Origin of the sequence: Cellulomonas sp. Leaf395, from assembly GCF_001424125.1 — a bacterium.
Taxonomy (GTDB): Bacteria; Actinomycetota; Actinomycetes; order Actinomycetales; family Cellulomonadaceae; genus Cellulomonas.
Genome location: NZ_LMQI01000001.1, coordinates 822,867 through 849,562, shown reverse-complemented (window position 1 = coordinate 849,562; position 26,696 = coordinate 822,867). Strand labels below are relative to the sequence as shown.

The following is a 26,696-nucleotide window of genomic DNA, read 5'->3' as shown; positions in this document are numbered from 1 at the left end:
CGGACCGGTGGCTCCTGCCACCGGCCCGTCGTGCGGGGGTCACGCGAGGATGATCGAGCCGTACTTCGCGAAGATCGCGACCGCGAGCAGCACGATGAGCGCGATGGTGACGAACCAGTCGTTGCCGTGGTCCACGAAGCGTCGAGCGGCGGGACCCCAGCGACCCGGGAAGTTGATCGCGCCTTCACGCACGTTCAACCGGGTCAGGCCCGCCCAGACCAGCGTCGTCGTGACCGTGATGAGCAGGCACCACGGGCACAGCGCGCCGATGACGACGTACGCCTCGTAGAACAGCCACCACGCGAACAGGAAGCCGAGCGTGTAGATCGTCTGCGCGCCGAGCATGAACCAGCGCGGGAACCGCACCCCACCGAGGACCGCGACGGCGACGGTGATCACGACCGCCTCGGCGGCGATGCCGAGGAACGCGTTGGGGAACCCGAAGAGCGAGGCCTGCCAGCTCTGCGCGACGACGCTGCAGCTGATCACCGAGTTGAGGTCGCAGCCGAACGACGCGTTCGGGTCCGCCGCGAGAGTGAGGGCCTCGATCGAGAGCACGAACGACGCGAGGAGTCCGAGCACCCCCGAGATGACCATCTCGATCGCGGTCCGCGCCCGCCACGCCTGCGACGGCGGCAGCAGCAGGTCGGGGTCCGGATCGACCTCGTCGAGCTCGTCGATGTCGTCGATGTCGTCGATGTCGTCGACGGCACCGTCGTCCGTCCCGGTCGCCGACGACCTCGTCGCGTCACCCACGGTGTCTCCTCGTCCCTCGTGACCCTCGGACCGGCGGGGTCGTCCGCCGCGCCGACCACAGCCCGCCCCATTGTGCCTTGGTGCCCTGTGCGCGGGGCACGGGTCGGAGGTCCCGACCCGTGCACGAACTAGGCTCGCCCGTCGTGACCCGTCTGCTGCTCGCCTCCGCCTCACCCGCCCGCCGCGCCACCCTCGTCGCCGCCGGGATCGAACCGCTGGTCGCCGTCTCGACGGTCGACGAGGAGGCGGTCCTGGCGTCCGCCCACGACCGGTTCGGGGCGCTGGACCCCGCGGACGCGGTGCTGCTGCTGGCCCAGTCGAAGGTGGAGGACGTCTCCCGGAACCTGCCCGCGGAGCTCGAGGACGCGGACGACCTGCTCCTGCTGGGCTGCGACTCGATGCTGGAGCTGGACGGGCAGATCTACGGGAAGCCCGTCGACGCTGCGGAGGCGACGACCCGCTGGCGCGCGATGCGCGGACGGTCAGGCGTGCTGCACACCGGGCACTGGCTGATGGACGAGCGCGGCGTGCCGGCGATGCTCGGGGCGACGTCGTCGACGACGGTCCGGTTCGCCGACCTGTCCGACGAGGAGATCGACGCGTACGTCGCGACGGGTGAGCCGCTGGCCGTGGCGGGTGCGTTCACCATCGACGGTCTCGGTGGCCCGTTCGTGGAGCGGATCGAGGGCGACCACCACGGCGTCGTCGGCCTGAGCCTGCCGCTGCTGCGCGAGCTGCTCGGCGAGGTCGGTGTGAGCATCCCGGACCTGTGGCGCAGCGTATGACCTAGGTCCCTAACGGGGGCGGCGGCGGTCGGGAACGATCATCGTGTGGGCCAGCCCGAGAGGCCCACCGGAGCCCGGGTAGGCCGGGCCCGCGCCGGGCACCCGAGGAAGAACTCATGTCCAACAACTCTGCTGTCCAGAGCAACCGCTTCGTCCGCGTCTCCGGCCTGCTGGCGATCATCGCCGGCGCCGTGTTCTTCATCGCGGGTGGCGTGACCTGGGGGGCTGTCTCCACCAACCTCAAGGCCGAGAACATCACCGTCTCGCCCGACGCGTCCGCCTTCGGCGGTCAGCTCGTGGACACCCCCTGGGAGGCGTTCTCGCAGGCGGACATCATCAAGCACCACGCGCTCGCAGCCACCGAGGGCAAGACGTATGCCGAGGTCAGCGGCGAGGCGAAGGCGCTCGGCGAGAAGCTCACGGCTGAGGGTCTGACCCCCGCCGAGATGGCTGCCGACCCCGACTACGCCAAGGTCAACGGCCAGAAGGCCACCGTCATGAACGGTTCGTTCCTGCGCGCGTCGCTGTTCACCTCGGTCGTCGCCTTCGGCGTCGCGGCCCTGGTGATGGGCATCGGCGTGGTCTTCGGCATCATCGGCTTCGCCCTGCGCCGCATCGCACCCGCGACCGTCCCCGTCGCACCGACGGCCGCTCCGGTCGAGGAGAAGGTCCTCGTCAACGCCTGACCAGCACCTTCACGAGCCCGGTCCCGCACGGGACCGGGCTCGTCGTGCTTGTGGCGACCGGACAACTCCCTCCGCGCAATCGGGTCGCCACGGGCACCGCACCTGAGGATCCCTACAAACGACCGCCCTGGACGGTTGGTCAGATCGACAGTCTTGCCGAGGCTCACGCCCTGTGCGGGGGTCCGGCACGCGCCGGGCGTTACGGTGAGCCGTGCCCGCCATCTCCAAGGTCCTCATCGCCAACCGCGGTGAGATCGCCGTCCGCATCGCCCGAGCCTGTCGCGACGCCCGGATCGGCTCCGTCGCCGTCTACGCCGACACCGACCGGGAGGCGCTGCACGTGCGCGTCGCCGACGAGGCGTTCGCGCTGGGCGGTGCCCGCGCGGCCGAGACGTACCTCGACATCCCCAAGCTGCTCGACGTCGCGCGGCGCTCCGGCGCCGACGCCGTGCATCCCGGCTACGGCTTCCTCGCCGAGAACGCCGGCTTCGCCCAGGCCGTCCTCGACGCCGGCCTGGTCTGGATCGGTCCCCCGCCCGCCGCCATCGACGCGCTCGGGGACAAGGTCAGCGCGCGCCACATCGCGCAGCGCGCCGGTGCACCGCTCGTCGCCGGCACGCCCGACCCGGTCGCCGGGGTCGAGGAGATCCACGCGTTCGTCGCGGAGCACGGGCTCCCGGTCGCCATCAAGGCGGCGTTCGGCGGCGGGGGCCGCGGCCTGAAGGTCGCGCGCGAGTCGAGCGAGATCGACGAGATGTTCGAGTCGGCGACGCGCGAGGCGGTCGCGGCGTTCGGGCGCGGCGAGTGCTTCGTCGAGCGGTACCTGGACCGGCCGCGGCACGTCGAGACGCAGTGCCTGGCGGACCAGCACGGCACGGTCGTCGTCGTGTCCACCCGTGACTGCTCCTTGCAGCGCCGGCACCAGAAGCTGGTCGAGGAGGCGCCCGCGCCCTTCCTCACCGACGAGCAGAACGCCCAGCTGGTGGAGTCGTCGAAGGCGATCCTGCGCGAGGCCGGGTACGTCGGCGCCGGGACCTGCGAGTTCCTGGTCTCCGCCGACGGCATCATCTCGTTCCTCGAGGTCAACACGCGTCTGCAGGTCGAGCACCCGGTGACCGAGGAGATCAGCGGTGTCGACCTGGTCCTCGAACAGCTGCGCATCGCGTCGGGCGAGCCGCTCGGGTACGACCACGTGGAGCCCCGCGGCCACTCGATCGAGTTCCGCATCAACGGTGAGGACCCGGGCAAGGGGTTCCTGCCGGCGCCCGGCCGCATCAGCCGGCTGCGGTTCCCGTCCGGCCCCGGGGTGCGCGTCGACTCCGGGGTGGTCGAGGGCGACAGCGTCTCCGGCCTGTTCGACTCGATGATCGCCAAGGTGATCGTCACGGGCGCCGACCGCCCGCAGGCGCTCGCGCGGGCTCGTCGCGCGCTGGCCGAGCTCGAGGTCGTCGGCATCCCGACGGTCGTCCCGTTCCACCGTGCGGTGCTCGACGCGGAGGCGTTCGCCCCCATCGACCCCGCGCAGCCGTTCTCGGTGCACACGCGCTGGATCGAGACGGAGTTCGCCGAGACCGTCGCCGCGCTCAGCGCCGCGCCCGAGGCGACGCAGGACGAGGACGACGAGCCGACCGTGCTCGAGCGAGTGGTCGTCGAGGTCGGCGGCAAGCGGCTCGAGGTCGTCCTGCCCGCCGCCCTGGCCCTGGGCCGCGGACCCGCCACCGGCGGTCGCGGCTCGGCCGGCCCGTCCGCACGCCGGCCCGTCCGCCGGGTGGCGCGCGCCGCGACCAGCGGGAACGGCACCACGCTGAGCTCGCCGATGCAGGGCACGATCGTCAAGGTCGCCGTGGCGGAGGGCGCCACCGTGGCCGAGGGCGACCTCGTCGTGGTGCTCGAGGCCATGAAGATGGAGCAGCCGCTCGTGGCGCACCGCGCCGGGACGGTCACCGCTCTGTCGGCCGGCGTCGGGTCCAGCGTGAGCGCGGGCACGGCTATCTGCGAGATCGTCGGCTGACCCCGGCGTGAGCGACGCGCCACCGTTCCACCGCCTGCGCCAGCCCGGCGACGGGTGGGTCGAGTGCGAGTGCGGTCGTCGGCACTGGGGTCTGCACGGTGCCTCGGGGCTGCTCCTGGTGCGTCGGGAGCCCGACGGCACCCCGGTCGCCGTCGTCCTGCAGCACCGGGCGTTGTGGAGCGATCAGGGCGGCACCTGGGGCGTGCCGGGCGGTGCGCGGATGCCGGGTGAGTCCCCCGAGGACGCCGCACTGCGCGAGGCCGAGGAGGAGGCCGGGATCGACCGCGTGAGCGTCCGGCTGCGCGAGTCGCGGGTGCTGCAGCACGCCGACTGGTCGTACACCACCGTGATCGCCGACGAGGTCAGTCCCGTCCACCCGACCGTCACCGACACCGAGAGCGTCGAGCTGCGCTGGGTGCCGGTCGACGAGGTCGCCGACCTCCCGCTGCTCCCCGCGTTCGCCGCCGCGTGGCCGGTGCTGCGCAACCGGATCGTGGCCCTCGGTGGTCGGTGACCCGCATCACAGGTTCACTCCGCGGATCGGGTCGCGCCCGGCTCGTCCCCGAGAGTAGTCTCCGCGAGGTGAGGTAAGGCTCGCCTCATCATTCCCCAGTCGAGAGACACTCATGGTCGCCAACTACCTGATCGGCCTGCGCGAAGGCCTCGAGGCCGCGCTGGTCGTCAGCATCCTCGTCGCCTACCTGGTCAAGACCGGTCGCCGGGACCAGCTGCCCGCCCTCTGGGCCGGCGTCGGGATCGCGGTCCTCGTCTCGCTCGGGTTCGGCGCCCTCCTCACCTTCGGCCCCTCGGGCCTGTCGTTCGAGGCGCAGGAAGCCATCGGCGGCACGCTGTCGATCATCGCCGTGGGACTCATCACCTGGATGATCTTCTGGATGGCCCGCACGGCCCGCCACCTCAAGGGCGACCTGCACCACCGGCTCGACCACACGGTCGGCCACGGGAAGCGCGCGGTGCTGGTGGTCGCGCTGCTCGCGGTCGGCCGTGAAGGCCTGGAGACCGCGCTGTTCCTGTGGGCCGGCGCGCAGGCGACCGGCGGCAACGCGGCGCCGCTGATCGGCGCAGCGCTCGGCCTCGCCACCGCGGTGCTGCTCGGCTGGCTCGTGTACCGCGGCGCGATCCGCCTCGACCTGCGTCAGTTCTTCGCGTGGACCGGTCTGTTCCTCGTGGTCGTGGCCGCGGGCGTGCTCGCGTACGGCGTCCACGACCTGCAGGAGGCCGGCATCCTGCCGGGTCTGAACAACCTGGTCTTCGACGTCTCCGCTGCCGTGCCGCCCAGCAGCTGGTACGGCTCCGTGCTCAAGGGCACCGTCAACTTCTCACCCGCCACGACCTGGCTCCAGGCGCTCGCCTGGACCGCTTACATCGTGCCGACGATGTACTTCTTCATCCGCACCACGTGGGGCTCCGCGCCCGCTCGGCCGTCTGCTCCCGCTGTCGCTCCCGCCGTGCGCGCGACCGCCGCCTGAACCCACCAGCCGCCCTCGCCTAGGAGATCCATGTCCCGCCGTCCCACGATCGCCGCCGCCCTGGCGGCGCTCGTCCTGCCGCTCGCCGCCGCGTGCGTCCCCAACGACCCGGCGGAGCCCGGTGCCTCCGGCAGCGCGGGCGCCCTCACGGTGACCTCGACGGCCGACGCGTGCGACGTGTCCGCGGTCGAGGCCGACTCCGGCACCGTGCGGTTCGCGGTCACCAACGAGGGCGACGACGTCACCGAGTTCTACCTGCTGGGCGACGACGGCCTGCGCGTGATCTCCGAGGTCGAGAACGTCGGCCCCGGCCTGACCCGTGACCTGGTCGTCCAGGTCAAGCCCGGCACGTACTACACGGCGTGCAAGCCCGGCATGGTCGGCGACGGCATCCGCGCGGAGTTCACGGTGAACGACAGCGGCGTCGAGGTGGGGCCCACGGGTGACACCGCGGACCAGCTCGCGGCCGCCGAGGCGTCCTACGTCGCGTACGTCAAGGACCAGGTGGGCTCGCTCATCTCCGGCACGGAGGCGTTCGCTGCCGCGTACACCGCGGGCGACGACGAGACCGCCCGGTCGCTGTACGCCGACACCCGCGCGCACTGGGAGCGGGTCGAGCCCGTCGCCGAGTCGTTCGGTGACCTGGACCCGCTGCTCGACCTGCGCGAGGCGGACGTCGAGGAGGGTGCCACCTGGAGCGGCTGGCACCTCATCGAGAAGGACCTGTGGCAGCCCGCGCCCGAGGCCAACGCTGGGGTGGTCTACGTGGCGCTCACGCCGGAGCAGCGGGCCGCCGCCGCGGCCGACCTGGTGACGTACACCCAGCAGCTGGTCGACGAGGTCAACTCCCCCGACTTCAGCTTCGAAGCCTTCCAGATCGCCAACGGCGCCAAGGAGCTGCTCGACGAGGTCGCCACCGGCAAGGTCACCGGCGAGGAGGAGATCTGGTCGCACACCGACCTGTGGGACTTCCAGGCCAACGTCGACGGCGCGCGCGTGGGCTACGAGGTCCTCGCAGAGGTCGTCGAGGCCGAGGACCCCGAGCTGGCCGACACCCTGGCCACCCGGTTCGAGGAGATCGACGCGCTGCTCGCCGAGCAGGGGTCGCTCGAGACGGGCTTCACCTACTACGACGAGCTGACGGATGCCGAGGTCAAGGCCCTCGCCGCCGCGGTCGACGCACTCTCCGAACCGCTGTCCCAGCTCACCACCACGGTGACCGGAGCCTGACCGAAGGAGTGCCCGTGTCCGCCCCCACGGACCCGAACGACGAGCCCGACGCCCGGGGCAGTGGCATGTCCCGGCGCGCCGTCCTCGGCCTCGGTGGCGGTCTCGCTGCCGCCGGGGTCGCGCTCGGCTTCGGCGTCGGGCGCGCGACGGCACCCGAACCGGCCGTCGCGTCCACGGCCGTCGGCACCTACCCGTTCACGGGCGTGCACCAGGCGGGCATCGTCACGCCCGCGCAGGACCGCCTGTACCTCGCGGCGTTCGACCTCACGACGACGTCCCGCGACGAGCTGGTCGCGCTGCTCCGGCGGTGGACCACGATCGCCGCGCGGCTCACCCAGGGGCTGTCGGCGGGGCCGTTCGGACCGGCGTCGGGACCTTACGACGCTCCCCCGGACGACACCGGCGAGGCCGCGGACCTCCCCCCGGCGGGCCTGACGATCACGTTCGGCTTCGGTCGGTCGATGTTCGTCGGCACCCCCAGCCCCGACGGGACGCCGGGCGAGGACCGGTTCGGCCTCGCAGACCGGCTGCCCGACGGGCTCGTCGCCCTCCCGCACTTCGCGGCCGACGACCTGGACCCCGCCCGCAGCGACGGTGACCTGGTGGTCCAGGCGTGCGCGGACGACCCGCAGGTCGCGGTGCACGCCATCCGCAACCTGTCCCGCGCCGCGTTCGGCAGCGCGACGATCCGGTGGACCCAGCTCGGGTACGGCCGCACGTCGTCCACGAGCACGGCACAGAAGACACCGCGCAACCTGTTCGGGTTCAAGGACGGCACGGCGAACGTCAAGGCCGAGGAGACCGACGCGCTGGACGAGCACATCTGGGTGCCGGCCGACTCCTCGCCCGCCTGGCTCGCCGGCGGCTCCTACCTCGTCGCGCGCCGGATCCGGATGCGCATCGAGACCTGGGACCGCACCTCGCTGCGGGAGCAGGAGAACCTCGTCGGCCGCACCAAGGGCGAGGGTGCGCCGCTCTCGGGCGGCACGGAGTTCACCGAGCCGGACTTCACCCAGGAGGGCCGCGACGGCGCACCGCTCATCGCGGTCGACTCGCACGTCCGTCTCGCGCACCCGTCGACCCACGACGGCGCACGCATGCTGCGCCGCGGCTACAACTTCACCGACGGAAACGACGCGCTCGGCAGGCTCGACGCCGGGCTGTTCTTCCTCGCGTTCGTGCGGGACCCGCGCACCCACTACATCCCCGTGCAGGCGATGCTGTCGCGCGACGACGTCCTCATGGAGTACCTGACCCACACCGGCTCCGGGCTGTTCGCGGTTCCTCCCGGCGTCCCCGACGGATCGCTGGTCACCGGCCCGGACGGCACACCGGTGACCACCGACGACAGCCCGTTCGTGGGGCAACAGCTGTTCGCCTGACCGCCCGGGGTAATCTCGCGCGCGTGACGTCCACCCCGCCCGCCGGCACGCCCGCCCGGACTCCCCCCGACGCCGGCACCCCGACGCGGGTCTGGCTCGTCGCCCTGCTGACGGTGCTGTGCGTCGAGATGATCCGCGCGAGCGGTCCGCTGCTGGACCGGGCGTTCGCCGCAGGCGTGGTGGACGCCGCGCTGACCGCGCTGGGCACGTACGCGGCCGCCGGGCTCGTCGCGGCCCTCCTGCTGCTCGCGGTCCGCCGCACGTCGGGCACGCCCGACGCCCGCACCCTGCTGGTCGGCTCCGCCGTGCTCGGGACGCTGCGCCTCGTCATCCAGGCCCTCGACGGCGGAGCGCTGTTCGTCGTCGGCCTGGTGACCGTCGCCGTGGCCGTGGGGGTGCTGACCCTGGCCGTCGCGTTCGTCGCCGGCCGCCCCGCGGGGGGCCGTCAGGCCGCCATCGGGCTGATGATCGGCTGCGGCCTGTCCGTCGGGCTCCAGCTGGTGCTGGGGACGTGGGACGCGGTGTCGCGCGACGGGTGGGGCGGCTGGGCGGTCGCCGTCGTCCTCGCGGTCGGTGTCGTCGTGACCGCCCGAGGACTGGTCGCGTTCACCGCCGCGTCGGCGGCGGAGGCGACCGGACGTCCGCGGCGGCTGTGGGTGCTCGGGCTGTTCCTGGCGCTCGCCGCGATGATCGTCGCGAACCCCGCGTTCGTGGCCTCGCAGTCGGGGGTCGCGCTCGGGTGGGCGGGGCTGGTGGTCGTCGTCGCCAACGCGCTCGGTGCCTGGACGCTGCTGCGGCCCGACCCGTGGCCGGGCGGGGTGCGCGTGGGTGCCGCGGTGCTGCTCGTCGCCGGGGTCGCGTGCGCGCTGTGGCTCACCGGGATCGCGGCGCTGGTGGCCGTGGTGGTGCTCCAGCTGACGCTCGGCATCGTGCTGTCCGCGGCGTTCAGTGCCCACCGGCCGGCGCCCCGCGGGATCGCGCGCACGGCTTCCGCGACGCTCGTGGTCGGACTGGGCACCATCGGTCCGCTGCTGCTCTACATGCTCGACTACGACGTCCCGCTGCCCGTCGACAACGTCTGGGTGATCGTCCTCGCCGCACTCGGCCTGGCGCTGTCCGGCCTGCGCCGGCGCACGCCGGGGGCGGTCCCCGCGATCACCAGCCCCGACCGGCTGCCCGCCCGCACCAGCTCGGTGCGGCTGCTGCTCCTGCCCGCGGTCGTGCTCGCGGCGATCGGGCTGGTGCCGTCGACCACGAGCACCACCGGCGCCGACGTCCCCGCGCGGGCTGCCGACGAGCCGCTGACGCTGGTCGACTGGAACCTGCACTACGGCGTCTCGCCGCTGACCGCCGTGGACCTGGAGGGCATCGCGGCGACCATCGAGGCGCAGGACCCCGACGTCGTCACGCTGCAGGAGGTCCAGCGCGGCTGGGTGTTCGGAGGCGGGTCCGACATGGCGACCTGGCTCGCGCACCGGCTGGACATGACCATCCACTTCGGCTCGGCGGCGGACCACCAGTTCGGGAACGCGGTCCTGGCGCGCTCGGAGCTCAGCCACGTCGTCGTGCACCCCCTCCCGTACGGCGCCGGACCGCAGAGCCGCAGCGCCTTGTCGACCACCCTGACCACGGCCGACGGCACCTCGCTGCGCGTCACGTCGATCCACACGCAGCACCGCGAGTCGAACACCCCGACCCGGCTGGAGCAGCTCGAGGCCCTGGCTGAGGCGGAGCCGGTGACACCGCCCGCGGTCCTGGCCGGGGACGTCAACGCGGAGCCGGGCTGGCCGGAGATCGAGCTGCTGGAGGCCGCGGGCTGGGTCCCCTCCGACTCCGAGCTGCTCACGTCCCCCGCGACCGACCCGGCCTACAAGATCGACTGGGTGTTCGGGCAGGGCGTGACGTTCGCTACGACCACCGTCCCGGCCACGACCCTCTCCGACCACCGGCCCGTCGTCGTCGAGCTCACGGTCGACTGAGACCGGCCGATGTGACCCTCCGCGCAGCCGAGGGCACACTCGACGCATGACGCCGCGCCAGCCCCTGCCCTCCCGCCCCGTCGCCGATCCCCGCGCCGTCGTCGTCGGCCCGACGTACCGCATCACGGTGCTCATGGACGGCCTGGTCCGGCTCGAGCACTCCGCGGACGGCGTCTTCGAGGACCGGGCGTCGACGTTCGCGCTCCACCGCCACCTGCCGGTGCCCGAGTTCCGGGTCATCGAGTCCGAGACCCACGTGGAGGTGGTCACCGACCGGTTCCACCTGGTCTACGACCGCCAGCCGTTCAGCACGAGCGGGCTGAGCGTCTCGGTGCTCGGCGGCATCAGCTCGTACCACTCGGTGTGGCGCTACGGCGAGGAGCCGTCCGGGCTCGGCGGAACCGCCCGCACGCTCGACCTGGCCGACGGCGCCATCCCGTTGGAGCCCGGGGTGGTGGCCCGGGAGGGGTTTGCCGTCCTCGACGACTCCGGCTCGATGGTCTTCGACGACGACGGCTGGGTCTCGCCTCGCGACGGGGCCCGCACGGACCTCTACGTCTTCGCGTACGGCCACGACTACCGGTCGGCCGTCCAGGCGTTCTACGCGGTCTCCGGCCCGACCCCCCTGCTCCCCCGGTTCGCGCTCGGCAACTGGTGGAGCCGGTTCCACCGCTACACCGCCGACAGCTACACGGCCCTGCTGGACCGGTTCAGCGCCGAGGGCCTCCCGTTCTCGGTCGCCGTGATCGACATGGACTGGCACGTCACCGACGTGGACCCGGCGCTCGGCAGCGGCTGGACGGGGTACACGTGGAACCGGGACCTGTTCCCCGACCCGGTGGCGTTCCTGGCCTCCGTGCACGAGCGCGGTCTGCGCGTGACGCTCAACGTGCACCCCGCCGACGGCGTCCGCCCCCACGAGGACGCCTTCCCGGCCATGAAGGCCGCGCTGGGCCGCACGACCGACGACGCGATCCCGTTCGACGTGACCGACCGCGCCTTCCTCGACGCCTACTTCGACGTGCTGCACCGCGGCCTGGAGGACGACGGCGTCGACTTCTGGTGGCTCGACTGGCAGTCCGGCCCGCACTCGCGCGTTGCCGGGATCGACCCGCTGTGGATGCTCAACCACTTCCACTTCCTCGACAGCGCGCGCGACGGCCGTCGGCCCCTGACGTTCTCCCGGTACGCCGGCCCCGGCAGCCACCGGTACCCCGTCGGTTTCAGCGGCGACACCGTCATCTCGTGGGCGTCGCTGGCGTTCCAGCCGTACTTCACGGCGACCGCGTCGAACATCGGCTACGGCTGGTGGAGCCACGACGTCGGCGGCCACATGTTCGGCGGCAAGGACGACGAGCTGGCCACCCGGTGGCTGCAGCTCGGGGTGTTCTCCCCGATCCTGCGCCTGCACTCGGGCGCCAACCCGTTCACGACCAAGGAGCCGTGGACGTTCGAGCCGGCCGCGCGCACGGTGATGACCGAGCACCTGCGCCTGCGGCACCGCCTGCTGCCGTACCTGCACACGATGAACCACCGGGCCGCGTCCGACGGCCGGCCCCTGGTCGAGCCGATCTACCACGAGTGGCCCGACGCGCCGGAGGCCTACGACCAGCCGAACCAGTTCCTGTTCGGCAGCGAGCTGGTGGTCGCGCCCCTGACCACCCCGGCCGACACGCACACCCGCCTCGCCGCCGTGCGCGCCTGGCTGCCGGCCGGCACCTGGGTCGACGTGTTCACGGGTCTGGTCTACGACGGTGGCCGCGAGCTCCTGCTGCACCGCGACCTGTCCAGCATCCCGGTGCTGGCGGCGGCCGGCGCGATCGTCCCGCTCGACGGCGCGACGGTGCCCGGCAACGACCCGGTGAACCCGTCGTCGCTCGAGGTCCTGGTCGTCGTCGGCGCGGACGGGTCGTTCACGCTGGTCGAGGACGACGGCACCACGGACGGGATCGCCCGCACCGTGCTGACGCTCTCCGGCGGCACCTTCACGGTGGCGCCGGCGTCCGGCCGCGTGGACGGCCTGCCCGCCACGCGCACGTGGACCGTGACGTTCCCGGCGTTCGACGGTGCACCGGTCGTCCCCGGGTTCGCCAGCCGGGTGGTGCGTCGCGACGGCGGCGTCTCGGTGACCGTCGACGACGTCCCCATCGGCGCCACGCTCACGGTCGAGCTCGGGCCGGACCCGCAGCTCGCCCCGAACGACGTGGCCGGCCGCCTGTTCGCCCTGCTGGACCGCGCCAGGATCAGCTACGACCTGAAGACCCGCATCCACCAGATCGCCACGTCGGACGCCCCCCTGTCGGTCCGCGCGTCATACCTGCAGGCGCTCCAGCTGGACGCCCCGCTGGGGGAGGCCGTCGGCGAGCTCCTGCTGGCCCGCGCGTGACCGGCTCGGTCGTGACGGTCCCGACGAGGCACGATCGCGGCACGTCGCGTCACGCTCGTCGGTGGCCGGATCAGAGACCGAGCAGTCTCCGGACGGCCTGCTCCACTCCCAGGACCACGAGCGGGTCGGCGGAGCCGAACCTCGACACGAGGCGCTCCGGCGAGACCGCCGCCGTGTCCTCGCACCGCGCGTAGCTCGTTGCCTTCAGCCCGGAGCGCCCCGGTTCGATCTCGATCCGCGTCGGCGACGCCCAGGGCGTCCTGGTGATCGGGACCACCGTGACCACGGGCGGGTTCGAGTCCAGCCACGGTTGAGCGCTGAGCACGAGGACCGGTCGGGTGCCACCCTGCTCGTGCCCGACGGGCTCTCCCAGGTCGGCGAGGTAGATGTCGCCGCGCCTCACCAGTCGCCCGCCGCGCTGATCCGGTCGTCGCTCTCGTCGGCGAGGTTCTCGCGGAGCGTGGCGATCCCCGAGTCTCGCTGGACCGCACGCTGCTCGTCCGTCAGGTCCGAGTTCGCCTGGTGCACCTGCTGCCAGAACTCCTGCTCGTCGGCCCGGTCGAGCGCGTGGGTCAGCGCGCCCGCGAGAGTCGTCCCCTCGTGGGCTGCAAGCGCCGCAATCCGGTCGCGCAGATCCTTGGGGACCTTGATGGTGGTGAAGGTCGACACGCTTCCAGAATACCTACAGGTATACCCCACTGGCTACATGAGCTGCTGCACGAGCGTGCCGGTACCCGACGAGTCGAGCGCCACCTCGGCGAGGGCGCCGTTGACCAGGGCGAGCTGGGGCGGGACGTGACCGATGTCCAGGTCGTACAGGACGGGAATGTCGAGCGGGCCGAGCGCGTGGCGCAGGGCGTCGAGGTGCGAGAAGCCTCGCGGGCCCGGCGCGCTGGTCCGGCCGACCAGGACGCCGGTCGCCCGGTCGAACCACCCGGCGAGCCGGAGATGGTGCAGCATCCGCGCGGCGGTGAACGCGTCGGCCTCGGCGACCTCGAGGTAGACGAGCAGATCGTCGCGAGCGAACGCGTCGAGGTTCCCGTACGGCGTGCCCGGCAGCATCGAGACCGTCTCCAGGCAGCCGCCGAGCAACCGCCCCCGGAGCGTCCCGACCTCGCGGTCCCCCAGCGTGCGCCAGCGCGTCGGCCGCGGGAGCACCTGTGCGCTCACCTCCGGATCGCTATGGAAATCCGGCCACTCCTCCTGGCAGTGGCTCGCCGCCCCCTGCGTCAGGGTTGCGCCTGCGGGGGCCGTCGCGACGTCCAGCCAGTGCAGGAGCGGCGACGGGACCCGGAACGGGGTGTCCATCAGCCCGGGACCGTGCAGGGTCGCCGTGCCCGTGAGCAGGGTCAGCGGGAGCAGCAGCGTGCTGGTGTCGGAGTAGCCGACGAGCCACGTCGGCTCCGCCTGCGCGATCGCGGCGAAGTCGAGCAGTGGCAGGAGGTCGATGGCCAGCTCACCGCCCCAGGGTGGGACGACCGCGCGGATGCGGGGATCGGTGAGCATCGCGGTCAGCTCGGCGGCGCGCTCGGCGGCCGGCGCGCTCGTCGGCCCCGTCCCGTCCATGCACTGGCCGACCTCGACCTCGAACCCGCGGCGGCGCAGGTCCGCGACGCAGAAGTCGAGCCGCGGCCGGAGCTCGTCGGAGACACCTGCGGACGGCGAGGTGACGCCGATGACGTCCCCCGGTCGCAGCGGGGCGGGAAAGCGCATCAGTCGCCTTTCTCGTGGTCCGCCTGATCCTCCGCTCCGCTCCGGGCGGGTGCCGCTCCGCGACCCCCACCCTGCGCTGCGCTGGGGATCAGTCGTCGATCCGATGGTGCAGGATGCGGGCCACCTCGGCGATCGTGCCGGACATCGACGGGTACACCGTCGCCGTCTCGGCCAGTTGGTCGGTGGTGAGACGGTGTGTCACGGCGAGCGTCAGCGGGTAGATCGACTCGCTCGCGCGGGGGCCCACCACCACCGCCCCCAGCACGGTCCCGGTGCCGGCGTGGGCGAAGACCTTCACGAACCCGTCTCGGACGCCGAGCATCTTGGCGCGGGGGTTGCGGGCCAGCGGCAGCATGCTCACCGAGTACTTCACGCCCTGCTCCTGCAGGTCCGCCTCGGACGGGCCGACGGTGGCGATCTCGGGTGACGTGAAGATGTTCGCCGACACCCCGCGCAGCGACAGCGGCTTCACGGCGTCGCCGAGCGCGTGGGCCATCGCGAGCCGTCCCTGCATGGCCGCGACGGACGCCAGGGGCAGCACCCCGGTCACGTCACCGGCGGCGTAGACGCCGCGCACGTTGGTGCGGGAGACCTTGTCCACCTCGATGTGCCCGGACGCGGTGAGCCGGACGCCGGCCTCCTCGAGGCCCAACCCCGCGGTGGTCGGGATCGAGCCGACCGCGAACAGGACGTGGGAACCCTCGATCACCCGGCCGTCGGCGAGGGTGACCTCGACGCCGTCGGCGGTCCGGCGGGCGCCCGCGGCGCGGGACCGGGACATGACCGTCATACCGCGGGTCTTGAACACGTCCTCGAGCAGCTGGGCGGCGTCGGCGTCCTCTCCCGGCAGCACACGATCGCGGCTGGAGACGAGGACGACGTCGGCGCCGAGCGAGACGTACGCACCGGCGAACTCGGCACCGGTCACGCCCGAGCCGACCACGATCAGCCGCTTCGGCAGGGTGTCGAGGTCGTAGAGCTGCGTCCAGGTGAGGATGCGCTCGCCGTCCGGCCGTGCCGTCTCGAGCGTGCGGGGGGTCGCGCCGGTGCAGACCAGGACCACGTCCGCGTCGAGCGTGAGGTCCTCGCCGCCGTCCTGCCGGGTCACGACCACGCGTGACGGACCGTCGAGCCGCCCGTGCCCGAGCACGATCCTCACGCCCTCGCGCTCGAGACGTCCGCGGATGTCTGCGGACTGCGCGGCCGCGAGCGCCTTGACCCGCGTGTTCACGGCGGCCAGGTCGATGCGGTGACGCAGCTCCTCGAGGGTGCCGCCCGAGAGCGGCGTGCCGTCGAGCCGGATGCCCAGCTCGGGAGCGCGGTCCGCGATCGTCATCCACTCGGCGGTGGCGATGAGCGTCTTGGAGGGGACCACGTCGGTCAGCACCGCGGCACCGCCCAGCCCGGCGGCCTCGACGACGGTGACGTCCGCCCCGAGCCGGCAGCCGACGAGGGCCGCCTCGTAGCCTCCGGGCCCACCGCCGACGATGACGACGCGGGCAGCGGGCGATTCGGGCGACTCGGTCGCAGCGGTGCTCACGACAACCCATTCTGCCGTTCTGCGGGCGGCCGGCCAGACGGACGGCGCGGGTTAGCCTCGGTCCATGAGCGACGTCACATCGGCCCCTGACCTCGACGACCCCGCGACCGACCCGTTCGACGTCGCCCGGGAGGCTGCCGCGTTCATCGCGCAGGCCACGGGCGTGGAACGCCACCACGTAGCCCTGGTGCTCGGGTCGGGCTGGGGCGGTGCCGCGGAGCTGCTGGGCGAGACGGTCGCGGAGCTGCCCAGCCACGACGTGCCGGGGTTCGCCGCACCCGCCGTCGTCGGGCATGTCGGCACCATCCGGTCCATCCGGATCGAGGGCACCGACCGCCACGCGCTCGTCCTCGGCTCCCGCACCCACCTGTACGAGGGGCGCGGGGTGCGCCGCGTGGTGCACGGGGTCCGGACCGCGGCCGCGACGGGGGCGTCGACCGTCGTCCTGACCAACGGCTGCGGCGGGCTGAACCCCCTGCGGGGTCCGGGCACCCCGGTGCTGATCACCGACCACCTCAACCTGACGGCGACCTCTCCGCTCGAGGGTGCGACCTTCGTCGACCTCACCGACCTGTACTCCAGCCGCCTGCGGGCCGTCGCGCGCGAGGTCGACCCGACGCTCGACGAGGGCGTCTACGTGCAGTTCCGCGGCCCGCACTACGAGACCCCCGCCGAGGTCAGGATGGCCGGGACGCTCGGCGGGGACCTGGTCGGCATGTCGACCACGCTGGAGGCGATCGCCGCACGGCACGCCGGGCTCGAGGTGCTCGGCATCTCGCTCGTCACCAACCTCGCCGCCGGCATCAGCCCCGAGCCGCTGTCGCACGAGGAGGTCCTCGAGGCGGGTCGCGCGGCAGGCCCGCGGATCAGCGCACTGCTCGCCCAGATCGTGCGCCGGCTGTAGGCCGGCTGTGCGACAGGGGAAACCCTTCGGTAACCGGGCGGCAGGCTGCGCGTAACGGACGCACCGCACCATCGACCGATGAGGCAGGATCTCGGGTCGCTCACGGTCGGACGGGTCCCCGACGCTGCCCGGACCGTCGCGACCCACTGCCCGTACTGCGCGCTGCAGTGCGGCATGGAGCTGTCGGTCACGCAGCGTCCAGGTCTCGAGCGGCCCGACGTGCGCCTGAGTCCGACGGACTTCCCGACGAACCGGGGCGGGCTGTGCGCGAAGGGCTGGTCGGCAGCCGACCTGCTCACCCACCCCGACCGGCTCACCGCTCCGCTGGTACGGACGGTGCCCGGTGACCGCTCGTCGCCGCTACGACCTGCGACGTGGGACGAGGCGCTCGACGCGGTGGCCGAGGCCGTCCGGGCGACGCAGCGCCGGTACGGGCGCGACGCCGTGGGCTGCTTCGGCGGCGGCGGGCTGACCAACGAGAAGGCCTACCTGCTGGGCAAGTTCGCCCGGACGGTGCTCCGCACGCGGTCGATCGACTACAACGGCCGCTGGTGCATGTCGTCGGCGGCCGCCGCGGCGACGCGCACGTTCGGGATCGACCGCGGGCTGCCGTTCCCCGTCGCGGACCTGGCGCTCGCGGACGTGCTGCTGCTGGTGGGTGCGAACCCGGCCGAGACCATGCCCCCGCTCATGCAGCACCTGGAGGCCGGCCGCGAGCGCGGCGCGCAGCACGTCGTCGTCGACCCGCGCACCACGGCGACGGCCCGCACGGCGCGCGTGCACCTGCAGCCACGACCCGGGACCGACGCCGCGCTCGCGAACGGCCTGCTGCACCTGGTGGTGCGCAGGGGGTGGGTGGACGAGGAGTACGTCGCGGCCAGGACGGTGGAGTTCGAGACGGTCCGGGAGTCCGTGACGGGCTACTGGCCGGACCGCGTCGAGCGGATCACGGGCGTCCCCGCGGCGGACCTGGAAGCCGTGGCGGAGCTGCTGGGGACGGCGTCGACGGCGATGGTGATCACGGCCCGGGGCGCCGAGCAGCACGCGTCGGGCACGGCCACCGCGCAGGCGTTCATGAACCTCGCGCTCGCGCTCGGTCTGCCGGGCCGGCCGGGCTCGGGCTACGGGACGCTCACTGGCCAGGGCAACGGCCAGGGAGGCCGGGAGCACGGGCAGAAGGCCGACCAGCTGCCCGGCTACCGCAAGATCACCGACCTCGCGGACCGTGCGCACGTCGCCGGCGTGTGGGGCGTGGACCCGACGCGGCTGCCCGGTCCAGGCGTCTCCGCCACGGAGATGCTCCGCGCCCTGGGCACCCCCGGCGGCGTGCGGACGCTGCTGCTGCTCGCGTCGAACGTCACCGTCTCCGCACCGGACGCGGGGTACGTGACGGACCGCGTCGACGCCCTCGATTTCCTGGTCGTCGCGGACCTGTTCCTCTCCGAGTCGGCCGCCCGTGCGGATGTCGTGCTACCCGTGGCGATGTGGGCCGAGGAGGAGGGCACGATGACGAACCTGGAGGGACGGGTGCTGCGCCGTCGTCGGGCGCTCGACCCGCCCGCGGGGGTGCGGACCGACCTCGACGTCCTCGCGGGCGTCGCCGACCGCCTGGGGCACGGGCACCTCATGACGACGGACGCGGGGGCCGCGTTCGACGAGCTCGGCCGGGCGAGCGCGGGCGGTGTGGCCGACTACGGGGGCATCACCTACGCCCGCATCGAGGACGAGCAGGGCGTGTTCTGGCCGTGCACGGACGCCGACGACCCGGGCACGCCGCGGCTGTTCGGAGAGCGGTTCGCCCATCCCGACGGGCTCGCCCGCTTCACCAGAGCCGAGTACCGCGAGCCCGCGGAGCGCACCGACCCGGAGTTCCCCTACGTCCTGACCACCGGACGGCTGATGCGGCAGTACCAGAGCGGCACGCAGACCCGGCGGGTCGCAGCGCTCGCCGGCGACGAGGTGGGCCCGGGCGGGACCGTCCTGCCGCACGCCGAGATGCACCCCGACCTGGCCCGCCGGTGCGACGTCGTCGACGACGAGCCGGTGCAGCTGCGCACGCGGCGGGGCGTCGCGGTGTTCCGCGCGCGGCTCACCACCGGTATCCGGACCGACACCGTGTTCGTCCCGTTCCACTGGTCGGGCGAGTCCCGCGCGAACACCCTCACGCACGACGCCCTGGACCCGGTCTCCCGCATGCCCGCGTTCAAGGCGTGCGCCGTGGCCGTCGCGCCGCTTCCCTCGACGATCCCCTCCCCCGCACGCAGCACACCACCGGCCGGCACGACTACGGAGCGCGTCCGTGCGCCGTGGCCCCCGGCCCGACCGAAGGGACTTGCCTTGGACAGTCACCCGACCTTCCTGCAGGGCGTCTACGCACTGACCGGCAAGGGCCTCGCCGCCCCGGAGCTGCTCGACCCGAGCCTGAGCTACACCGTGCCCGACGGCTCGGTGGCGCAGACGGTGTACTTCCGTGGCGGCAACAGCACCGACGAGCTCGTCGTCGTGGTGCTGGTGCGCGACGGGGTGCCGATGCGGTACTTCCCCATCGGCGCCAAGAGCGACGTCCACGTGCCGCTGCGCGTCGTCGAGGACCTGGAACCGGGCACCACGCTCGAGGTGCACGCCGCCGGTGCGGCGGGCGTCTCGGGCGTCCTGATCATCGACCTCGGTCTCGTGGAGGTGTGACGTGGCCCGCCGCGCACGCGACGCCGACGGGCGGCGCGACCTCGTCGTCGTCGGCAACGGCATGGCGGGCGCGCGCACGGTCGAGGAGATCCTCGAGCGTGGGGGCGCCGAGCAGTTCCGGATCACCATGTTCGGCGAGGAGCCGTACGGGAACTACAACCGGATCATGCTGTCCAACGTCCTGGCCGGGCTGGAGAGCGAGGAGGCCATCTTCCTCAACTCGATGGCCTGGTACCGGGAGAACGCGATCACGCTGCACGCGGGGGTGCGGGTCGGCCGCATCGACCGGCACGCGCGCACCGTGCGTGCCACCGACGGCAGCCGGACGCCCTACGACGCGCTCGTGATCGCGACCGGCAGCAGCGCGTTCGTCCCCGACATCCCGGGGATGCGCACGGTCGGGCGCGGCTTCCACCAGGGCGTGTTCCGGTTCCGGACGCTCGACGACACCCGGGCGATGATCCGGTACGCCCGCACCCACAAGCGAGCCGTGGTCATCGGCGGCGGCCTGCTCGGGCTGGAGGCGGCGCGCGGCCTGCAGACCCACGGCGTCGACGTCACCGTGGTGCACGGTCCCGGGCACCTCATGAACCAGCAGCTGGACGCCGCGGGCGGGTACGTGCTGCGGTGCGGCGTCGAGGCCCTCGGGATCGCGGTCCAGACGTCCGCCCGCACGGTCGGGGTGCTCGGCGACACGGAGATCACCGGCGTCCAGCTCGCCGACGGACGGGTCCTCCCCTGCGACATGGTCGTGGTGGCCGCGGGCATCCGGGCGAACTCGTCGGTGGCGGACACGAGCGGGTTCCTGGTCGAGCGCGGCATCGTCGTCGACGACCAGATGCACACGCTGGACGACCAGGGCACGCCCGACCCGGCGGTGTTCGCCGTCGGCGAGTGCGTACAGCACCGCGACCAGGTCTACGGGCTCGTCGCGCCGCTGTGGGAGCAGGCGCGGGTGCTCGCCGACGTGCTCACCGGCACCGACCCGTCGGCGCAGTACCACGGCTCCCGCACCGCGACGAAGCTCAAGGTCGCGGGCATCGACGTCGCGTCGATGGGCATCACGGCGCCCGAACGTCCCGACGACGACCACATCGTCATCTCCGAGCCGCGTCGCGGCCTGTACAAGAGCGTGGTGGTGCGTGACGACCGGCTCGTCGGCGCCACCCTCGTCGGTGACCTCGAGAAGGTCGCGCCGCTCATCCAGGCGTTCGACCGCGGCTCGCCGCTGCCCGAGGACCGCATCGCGCTGCTGTTCGACCTGGGCACCGCGCCCGCCGAGGTGGGCGTCGCCGAGCTGCCCGACGAGACGACCGTCTGTAACTGCAACGGCGTCAGCAAGGGGACGATCGCGGCGTGCGTCCGCGGCGGCGTCGCCTCCGTGGCGGGCGTCATGGACGCTACCCGCGCCGGCAAGGGGTGCGGGTCGTGCAAGTCCCTCGTCGCGCAGGTGGTCGAGTGGGCCGCCGACGGTGACCTGCAGGTCGACGAGTCCGCGTCCTGGTACGTGCCGGGCATCCCGTACGCCAAGCCCGAGCTCGTGGCCCTGGTCCGCGAGCACGACCTGCGGTCGGTGTCGGCGGTGTTCGCCGCCCTCGCGCCCGGCGGGGTCGAGGACGCCAGGTCGAAGATGGGGCTGACCTCGCTGCTGCGCACGATCTGGGGGTCCGACGTCGTCGACGAGCGCGACGGACGGTTCATCAACGACCGCGTGCACGCCAACATCCAGCGCGACGGGACCTTCTCCGTGGTTCCGCAGGTGCTGGGTGGCGTCACCTCCGCGGACCAGCTGCGCCGCATCGCCGACGTCGCGGACAAGCACAGCATCCCGATGATCAAGATCACGGGCGGGCAGCGCATCGACCTGCTCGGCGTGCGCAAGGAGGACCTGCCGACCGTGTGGGCGGACCTCGACATGCCGTCGGGCTACGCGTACGGCAAGTCCTTCCGGACCGTCAAGACGTGCGTCGGCACCGACTTCTGCCGGTTCGGTCTCGGCGACTCCACCGCGCTCGGCATCGCCCTCGAGACCCGGTACCAGGGTCTGGAGAGCCCGGCCAAGCTCAAGCTCGCCGTGACGGGCTGCCCCCGCAACTGCGCCGAGGCCTACGTCAAGGACATCGGGGTCGTGGCCGTCGACGGCGGACGCTGGGAGATGTACGTCGGCGGCGCCGCCGGGGCCCACATCCGCAAGGGCGACCTGCTCACCACCGTCGACACACCCGAGGAGGTCGTCATGCTGACGGGCCGGTTCATCCAGTACTACCGCGAGACGGCGAACTGGCTCGAGCGCACCTACGCGTGGGTGCCCCGGCTCGGGATCGAGCACGTCCGGGCCGTCGTCGTGGACGACGCCGAGGGTCTCGCGGCGTCGCTCGATGCCGCCGTGCAAGCCTCCGTCGACGCCTACCGGGACCCCTGGAAGGAGCGCGACGACCCGGCCGAGCCCGGCCAGTTCCGCACGGCGCTGCCCCTGACCGTCCTGCCGCAGGTCCCGGTCCGATGACGGCGGGAACCGAACGAGCGGTCGGCGTCGAGCACGTGCTGGGGCCGGTGTCCGAGATCCCGGCCGGCGAGGGCCGCGCGTACGGGGTCGCGGGCCGGCAGGTGGCCGTGTTCCGGCTCCGCGACGGAACCGTGCGAGCCCTCGACGCCGTGTGCCCGCACCGCGGAGGCCCCCTCGCCGACGGGCAGATCGACGCCGACGTGGTCGTCTGCCCGCTGCATGCCCACGTGTTCGAGCTGGGCACCGGCGTGTGCCGCACGGGGCGGAGCGACGTGGAATCCTATGCGGTGCGCGTCGAGGAGGGCCAGGTCGTCGTGTCCATCCCGTGACGGTGCGGGTCGGGCGAGCGCCGACCCGACCGGCTGAGTACGTTGGCCCCATGACCGGCGACGACGCATGGGCAGGCCTCGAGGCGCGGGTGCAGTCGTGGATCGAGGACGACCCCGACCCGCAGACGGCTGACGAGCTGCGCCGCCTGCTCGACCTGGCCCGCTCCGCACCACCGACGATCGCGCCGGGCCGCGAGCCGGACCCGACGCAGCGCCAGGCGCTCGACGCCCGCACAGCCGCCCGGGACGAGCTGGCCGACCGGTTCACCGGTCTGCTGCAGTTCGGCACCGCGGGACTGCGCGGACGGCTCGGCGGCGGCCCGCACCGGATGAACCGCGCGGTCGTCATCCGCGCCGCGTCGGGACTGGCGGACTACCTGCTGGGCGAGCTGGACGGTGTGCAGCCGCGGCCGCGCGTGGTCATCGGGTACGACGCCCGGCACAAGTCCGTCGACTTCGCGCGCGCCTCGGCGGCGGTCCTCACGGCGGTGGGCATCGAGGTGCTGGTCCTACCGTCGGCGCTGCCCACCCCCGTGCTCGCGTTCGCGGTCCGGTACCTGGGCGCCGACGCGGGGATCATGGTCACCGCGTCGCACAACCCGCCGCAGGACAACGGCTACAAGGTCTACCTGGGCGGTCGGGTGGTCACCGACTCCGGGCAGGGTGCCCAGATCGTGCCTCCCGCCGACGCGGCGATCGCCGCGGAGATCGCGCACGTGCCGTCGGTGGCGTCCGTGCCGCGGGCCGCGAGCGGGTGGACCGTGCTCGGGCCCGAGGTGCTCGACGCGTACGTGGCGTCGGTCGTCGCCCTGGCACCCACCGACGACGCCACCCGGGCCGCCGCCGAGCGCCTGCGCATCGTCCTGACGCCCCTGCACGGCGTCGGCGGTGAGGTCGCCCGACGGGTGCTCGCCGAGGCGGGCTTCACCGACGTGCTGGTGGTCCCCGAGCAGGCGGAGCCGGACGGCGACTTCCCGAGCATCGCGTTCCCCAACCCCGAGGAGCCGGGTGCGATCGACCTGGCCATCGGGCTGGCCAGCGACGAGCGCGCGGACCTGGTGATCGCCCTCGACCCCGACGCGGACCGCTGCGGGGTCGGGATCCAGGACCTGCGCCACCGCTCGTACCGCGGGCCCGACACCGCGGAGGCCGAGGGCTGGCGTATCCTGCACGGCGACGAGACCGGGTCGCTCCTGGGCAAGAGCCTGGCGGGGACGACGCCCCAGAACGGGGCCGCGTTCGCCAGCTCGATCGTCTCGTCGCGGTTGCTCGGCAAGATCGCCGCCGCCGCGGGGTACCGCCACGCGCAGACCCTCACGGGCTTCAAGTGGATCTCCCGCGTCGACGGCCTCGTGTTCGGGTACGAAGAGGCGCTCGGGTACTGCGTCGACCCCGCGCACGTGCGCGACAAGGACGGCATCTCGGCGGCGCTCCTCGTTGCCGGTCTCGCGGCGCGTCTCAAGGCGGAGGGACGGACGGTCGTCGACGCCCTCGACGACCTCGCCCGCGAGCACGGGCTGCACCTGACCGACCAGGTCTCCGCACGGTTCTCCGACCTCTCGCAGATCGGCGAGACCGTCCACCGCCTCCGCAACCGTCCGCCGAGGTCGCTGGGCGGGTCGCGCGTCAGCGAGGTGGTCGACCTGGCCACGGGGTCGGAGGACGACCGCGACGGCCTGCCACCGACCGAGGGCCTGCGGCTGCTCACCACGGACGGGACGCGCGTCATCGTGCGACCCAGCGGGACCGAGCCGAAGGTCAAGTGCTACCTCGAGGTCGTCGTCCCGCTCGATCCTGGCGCGGATCACAAGGCCGTCGGCCGGGCGCGCCACGACGCGCGCGCCCGCCTGGACGCGGTCGCGGCCGACGTGCGGGTGGCCCTGGGGATCTAGCGGGTCCGGCTGCAGCTGACCTGCGGGACCTGCACGCCCGCGTCTCCCGGCCCGGTCCCGTGGAAGCCGAACGTCGCGGTGACGCCGTCGCGCAGGCTGCCGTTGTAGCTCATGTTCTCGGCGGTCGCGGTCGAGCCGCTGGTCCCCAGCCGCGCGTTCCAAACGGCCGAGATCTGGACCCCGGGCGGCAGCGCCCACGAGACGGACCACCCGTCGACCCCGGAGCCACCCGGCGTGACGACCACCTCTGCCTGAAACCAGTTCTGCCCGTCCGACGACCAGTGGTTGACCACCGTGTACGCGGCGGAGCACGCGCTCGCCGGAATCGGCTCCGGTGGCTCGACGCCGCCCTGGGTGGGGACCTCTTCGGGGGTGGTGGTCGGCGCGGGCTCGGGCGCCGCGCTCGGCGTCGGGGTCGGTGTCGGGACCGGGGGCTGCGTGGTGGCCGACGGTTCGGGCGTCGGGGCGGCGGTGGGCACGGGCACGTTCGTGAGCAGCAGGTCCGCTGCGGCGAACGGGGTGAGGACCGTGTTGACGTCCCCCCGGGCCGGACGGCCGTCGCAGGACCGTGCCGGGTCGAACGTCGTGTAGCTGCCTGCCGCGCACGTGAAGTCGACGACGGCGTCCCCTGCCACCAGCGTGGTCCCGCTCAGGCGCGCCCCCGACCGGACGATGGCGACGTCGCGCACGATCGCCCCGCTCTCGACGACCGCCCCCGCCTCGATCCACGCCCGGCCTTCGATGCGCGCACCGCCGAGGACCCGGGCGTCCCCCCGGACCACGGCGTCGGGGCCCACGTAGGCGGTGGCGTCGACCGTCGCGGCGTCGTCCACGAACCCGCCGCCGTTGGCGTGCCGATGACCGCCCAGCTCGGTCGGGTCGACGCTGTCGTCGGCGACGGTCGCACCCGCGACCCGGAACTCGTACGGGTAGCGGTCGACCTCGCCGAAACCGTCGCCGGCGGCGTGCCGGTGGTGGACGGTGGGGGTGCCGACGACCACCAGGAACGCCTCGTCCTCACCCGTGCGCAGCGTGAGCTGGACCTGCTCGTCGATGCTCTCGGTCACGGGGCTGTAGCGCGGGACAGCCCCGTGCATCGCGACGAACCCGAAGCTCAGGCCCGCGTCGGCCGCGGCGTCGTGGCCGCGCACCCGCACGTGGATGTCCCGCACCCCGGGGTCCGGCTGGAGCCGCACGATCGTGAAGCCGTAGTCGGACGGGGCGAACGCGTCGAGCACGCGGTAGTGGCCCGGGTCTCCCTCGACGGCCTCGACAGGGGTGGTCCGGTCCGCGAGCAGGACCGCGTCGAGCCGGTCCACACCGGCGGCGATCGCGCTGCGGTCCATGAAGTCCCACGTCACCGTGCGCAGGGCGTACTCGGCGACGCGGCGGTTCAGGTCCGCCTGGCTGAGGCCGGTCAGACGCTTGTACGTGGTGAGCGGGTCCTCGCCGACCTGCGCCTCCCGCCACATGCGCCCGAGCAGCTGCTCGCCGTCGCGCTCGGCCAGGTACTGCAGCAGCAGCCAGCTGCCGTCGCCCAGGCGCGGGCTCGCCCAGTGCAGCTGCGGGCTGCGGACCAGGTCCGCGGGGTTCCCGATCCCCCCGGGTGCGGCCACGGTGGCCAGGTACGCGGCGCTGGCGGCCCAGAACGTCGCAGCGTCGTCCGAGGCGAACCCGCCGCGTTCGTCGACGACGGCGAAGCCCTGCACGACCTCGGCGAAGCCGCGCGCCAGCTCCCACGACGGGTCGAACTCGGAGCCGCCGACGAGGGCGGTCTCCTCGGTCGTCGGCGCGGACGCGGACTCGTGGCCGCGGGCGGTCAGCGCCGGGACGTCCACGCGCAGCACCCCGACCCCGTCGACGACGGAGCCGGTGGCCCCGCGCTCGGACGGCGACACCCCGCCGCTCTGGGGCACGACGACGACGCTCTCGGGCGCTCCGACGCCCTGCGACCAGGTCCCGTCGACGACGACCACGATCTTGTGCCGGGCGATCGCGCCGTCCTCGTCGACCACGTCCAGGTCGTGAACGTCGAGCGCGTACAGGGCGTCGAGCTGGGCGACGGCGCGGTCGGCATCGAAGCGCACCTCGGCGGGTGCGTGCGTGGGGTCGGCACCGGCCCGGTCACCCCAGGCCAGCACCACGTCCTGCCCCTCGCGCACGTGGGCGTCCTGCCAGGCCTGCTCCCACGCGGCGGGCACCACCACGGTCTTGGCGGCCTGAAGGTTCCGCACCGCCGCACCCGCACCGAGCCCGGCGACGAGGAACCCGAGGACGACGCCGGCGGCGACCGCGCCGCGTCCCCACCGTGCCATCCGTGCTGTCCCCTCGCCTGCCTCTCGCATGGTGCGCGCTCCGGCTCCGCCGGATGGCTGCCCCACTGTCGCCGACCGCCTTCATCGAGTCAATTACGGGCACGATCAGC

The 26,696-nt window shown here is 73.3% G+C and carries 20 protein-coding genes; 14 read left to right on the top strand and 6 right to left on the bottom strand.

What is annotated here, in order from left to right; translation table 11 throughout:
• Positions 1-39 precede the first annotated feature (39 nt).
• On the bottom strand, positions 40-756 hold the full coding sequence (locus ASG23_RS03905) for a vitamin K epoxide reductase family protein (protein WP_442856802.1): 717 nt from the start codon (positions 754-756) through the stop codon (positions 40-42).
• A 143-nt stretch (positions 757-899) separates the two neighbouring features.
• Between ASG23_RS03905 and ASG23_RS03900 the strand changes: the two genes are divergently transcribed.
• From ASG23_RS03900 to ASG23_RS03860, 9 genes are all read left to right on the top strand, one after another.
• Positions 900-1,541, top strand: coding sequence for a nucleoside triphosphate pyrophosphatase (locus ASG23_RS03900; protein WP_056020250.1), 642 nt, complete (start codon positions 900-902; stop codon positions 1,539-1,541).
• A 116-nt stretch (positions 1,542-1,657) separates the two neighbouring features.
• Positions 1,658-2,227: a hypothetical protein gene (locus ASG23_RS03895; RefSeq protein ID WP_056020248.1), complete on the top strand. Its 570-nt coding sequence runs from the start codon at positions 1,658-1,660 to the stop codon at positions 2,225-2,227.
• 211 nt (positions 2,228-2,438) lie between these two features.
• Entirely contained in the window at positions 2,439-4,238 is a 1,800-nt protein-coding gene (locus ASG23_RS03890) for an acetyl/propionyl/methylcrotonyl-CoA carboxylase subunit alpha (protein WP_056020243.1), read from the top strand.
• 7 nt (positions 4,239-4,245) lie between these two features.
• Complete coding sequence (locus ASG23_RS03885) at positions 4,246-4,752, top strand: NUDIX domain-containing protein (protein ID WP_056020240.1); 507 nt, start codon at positions 4,246-4,248, stop codon at positions 4,750-4,752.
• Between the two features lie 112 nt (positions 4,753-4,864).
• The gene (efeU, locus tag ASG23_RS03880) at positions 4,865-5,725 is read left to right on the top strand and encodes an iron uptake transporter permease EfeU (RefSeq protein WP_056020237.1); all 861 of its coding nucleotides are present in this window, start codon (positions 4,865-4,867) and stop codon (positions 5,723-5,725) included.
• A 30-nt stretch (positions 5,726-5,755) separates the two neighbouring features.
• Positions 5,756-6,955 (top strand): iron uptake system protein EfeO, encoded by a 1,200-nt coding sequence (gene efeO, locus ASG23_RS03875; RefSeq protein ID WP_056020234.1) that lies wholly within the window; start codon positions 5,756-5,758, stop codon positions 6,953-6,955.
• Between the two features lie 65 nt (positions 6,956-7,020).
• Positions 7,021-8,337 (top strand): iron uptake transporter deferrochelatase/peroxidase subunit, encoded by a 1,317-nt coding sequence (efeB, locus tag ASG23_RS03870; protein WP_056020799.1) that lies wholly within the window; start codon positions 7,021-7,023, stop codon positions 8,335-8,337.
• 23 nt (positions 8,338-8,360) lie between these two features.
• A complete protein-coding gene (locus ASG23_RS03865; protein ID WP_056020231.1) occupies positions 8,361-10,316 on the top strand; it encodes an endonuclease/exonuclease/phosphatase family protein in 1,956 nt (651 codons plus the stop codon).
• A 46-nt stretch (positions 10,317-10,362) separates the two neighbouring features.
• The gene (locus ASG23_RS03860; protein ID WP_056020228.1) at positions 10,363-12,702 is read left to right on the top strand and encodes a glycoside hydrolase family 31 protein; all 2,340 of its coding nucleotides are present in this window, start codon (positions 10,363-10,365) and stop codon (positions 12,700-12,702) included.
• A 70-nt stretch (positions 12,703-12,772) separates the two neighbouring features.
• Here the strand turns inward: ASG23_RS03860 and ASG23_RS03855 are convergent, their stop codons facing one another.
• The 4 genes from ASG23_RS03855 to ASG23_RS03840 all read right to left on the bottom strand — a co-directional run bounded on the left by ASG23_RS03855 (position 12,773) and on the right by ASG23_RS03840 (position 15,955).
• Positions 12,773-13,105 (bottom strand): type II toxin-antitoxin system PemK/MazF family toxin, encoded by a 333-nt coding sequence (locus ASG23_RS03855; protein WP_056020225.1) that lies wholly within the window; start codon positions 13,103-13,105, stop codon positions 12,773-12,775.
• A complete protein-coding gene (locus tag ASG23_RS03850; RefSeq protein WP_056020223.1) occupies positions 13,102-13,371 on the bottom strand; it encodes a hypothetical protein in 270 nt (89 codons plus the stop codon). The genes ASG23_RS03855 and ASG23_RS03850 overlap by 4 nt, the downstream gene beginning before the upstream one ends.
• A 33-nt stretch (positions 13,372-13,404) precedes the next feature.
• The gene (locus ASG23_RS03845; RefSeq protein ID WP_056020220.1) at positions 13,405-14,415 is read right to left on the bottom strand and encodes a S66 family peptidase; all 1,011 of its coding nucleotides are present in this window, start codon (positions 14,413-14,415) and stop codon (positions 13,405-13,407) included.
• Positions 14,416-14,503: 88 nt separating this feature from the next.
• The gene (locus ASG23_RS03840) at positions 14,504-15,955 is read right to left on the bottom strand and encodes an NAD(P)H-quinone dehydrogenase (protein ID WP_056020217.1); all 1,452 of its coding nucleotides are present in this window, start codon (positions 15,953-15,955) and stop codon (positions 14,504-14,506) included.
• A gap of 64 nt (positions 15,956-16,019) precedes the next feature.
• On the opposite strand from ASG23_RS03840, the gene ASG23_RS03835 reads away from it, so the two are divergent.
• From ASG23_RS03835 to ASG23_RS03815, 5 genes are all read left to right on the top strand, one after another.
• Positions 16,020-16,859 carry a purine-nucleoside phosphorylase gene (locus tag ASG23_RS03835; protein WP_056020214.1) on the top strand — a complete coding sequence of 280 codons (840 nt, stop codon included), beginning with the start codon at positions 16,020-16,022 and terminating at the stop codon, positions 16,857-16,859.
• A gap of 78 nt (positions 16,860-16,937) precedes the next feature.
• On the top strand, positions 16,938-19,544 hold the full coding sequence (locus ASG23_RS03830) for a molybdopterin oxidoreductase family protein (RefSeq protein WP_056020211.1): 2,607 nt from the start codon (positions 16,938-16,940) through the stop codon (positions 19,542-19,544).
• 1 nt (position 19,545) lies between these two features.
• Positions 19,546-22,050 (top strand): nitrite reductase large subunit NirB, encoded by a 2,505-nt coding sequence (gene nirB, locus ASG23_RS03825; protein ID WP_082515746.1) that lies wholly within the window; start codon positions 19,546-19,548, stop codon positions 22,048-22,050.
• Positions 22,047-22,379, top strand: a complete 333-nt coding sequence (locus ASG23_RS03820) for a Rieske (2Fe-2S) protein (RefSeq protein WP_056020207.1) — start codon at positions 22,047-22,049, stop codon at positions 22,377-22,379. Before nirB ends, ASG23_RS03820 begins: the two co-directional genes overlap by 4 nt.
• A gap of 50 nt (positions 22,380-22,429) precedes the next feature.
• On the top strand, positions 22,430-24,271 hold the full coding sequence (locus tag ASG23_RS03815) for a phospho-sugar mutase (protein ID WP_056020204.1): 1,842 nt from the start codon (positions 22,430-22,432) through the stop codon (positions 24,269-24,271).
• On the opposite strand, the gene ASG23_RS03810 is transcribed toward ASG23_RS03815, so the two are convergent.
• On the bottom strand, positions 24,268-26,586 hold the full coding sequence (locus tag ASG23_RS03810) for a DUF6055 domain-containing protein (RefSeq protein ID WP_056020201.1): 2,319 nt from the start codon (positions 26,584-26,586) through the stop codon (positions 24,268-24,270). The two genes, ASG23_RS03815 and ASG23_RS03810, sit on opposite strands and share 4 nt — an antisense overlap.
• Positions 26,587-26,696: the final 110 nt, after the last annotated feature.

Excerpts from the sequence above, each read along its gene's own strand:
- ASG23_RS03810 (WP_056020201.1), bottom strand. The coding sequence starts at position 26,586 with ATGGCACGGTGGGGACGCGGCGCGGTCGCCGCCGGCGTCGTCCTCGGG.
- efeO (WP_056020234.1), top strand. The coding sequence starts at position 5,756 with ATGTCCCGCCGTCCCACGATCGCCGCCGCCCTGGCGGCGCTCGTCCTG.
- ASG23_RS03895 (WP_056020248.1), top strand. The coding sequence starts at position 1,658 with ATGTCCAACAACTCTGCTGTCCAGAGCAACCGCTTCGTCCGCGTCTCC.
- efeU (WP_056020237.1), top strand. The coding sequence starts at position 4,865 with ATGGTCGCCAACTACCTGATCGGCCTGCGCGAAGGCCTCGAGGCCGCG.
- efeB (WP_056020799.1), top strand. The coding sequence starts at position 7,021 with ATGTCCCGGCGCGCCGTCCTCGGCCTCGGTGGCGGTCTCGCTGCCGCC.
- ASG23_RS03860 (WP_056020228.1), top strand. The coding sequence starts at position 10,363 with ATGACGCCGCGCCAGCCCCTGCCCTCCCGCCCCGTCGCCGATCCCCGC.
- ASG23_RS03820 (WP_056020207.1), top strand. The coding sequence starts at position 22,047 with ATGACGGCGGGAACCGAACGAGCGGTCGGCGTCGAGCACGTGCTGGGG.
- ASG23_RS03835 (WP_056020214.1), top strand. The coding sequence starts at position 16,020 with ATGAGCGACGTCACATCGGCCCCTGACCTCGACGACCCCGCGACCGAC.
- ASG23_RS03830 (WP_056020211.1), top strand. The coding sequence starts at position 16,938 with ATGAGGCAGGATCTCGGGTCGCTCACGGTCGGACGGGTCCCCGACGCT.
- ASG23_RS03815 (WP_056020204.1), top strand. The coding sequence starts at position 22,430 with ATGACCGGCGACGACGCATGGGCAGGCCTCGAGGCGCGGGTGCAGTCG.
- ASG23_RS03845 (WP_056020220.1), bottom strand. The coding sequence starts at position 14,415 with ATGCGCTTTCCCGCCCCGCTGCGACCGGGGGACGTCATCGGCGTCACC.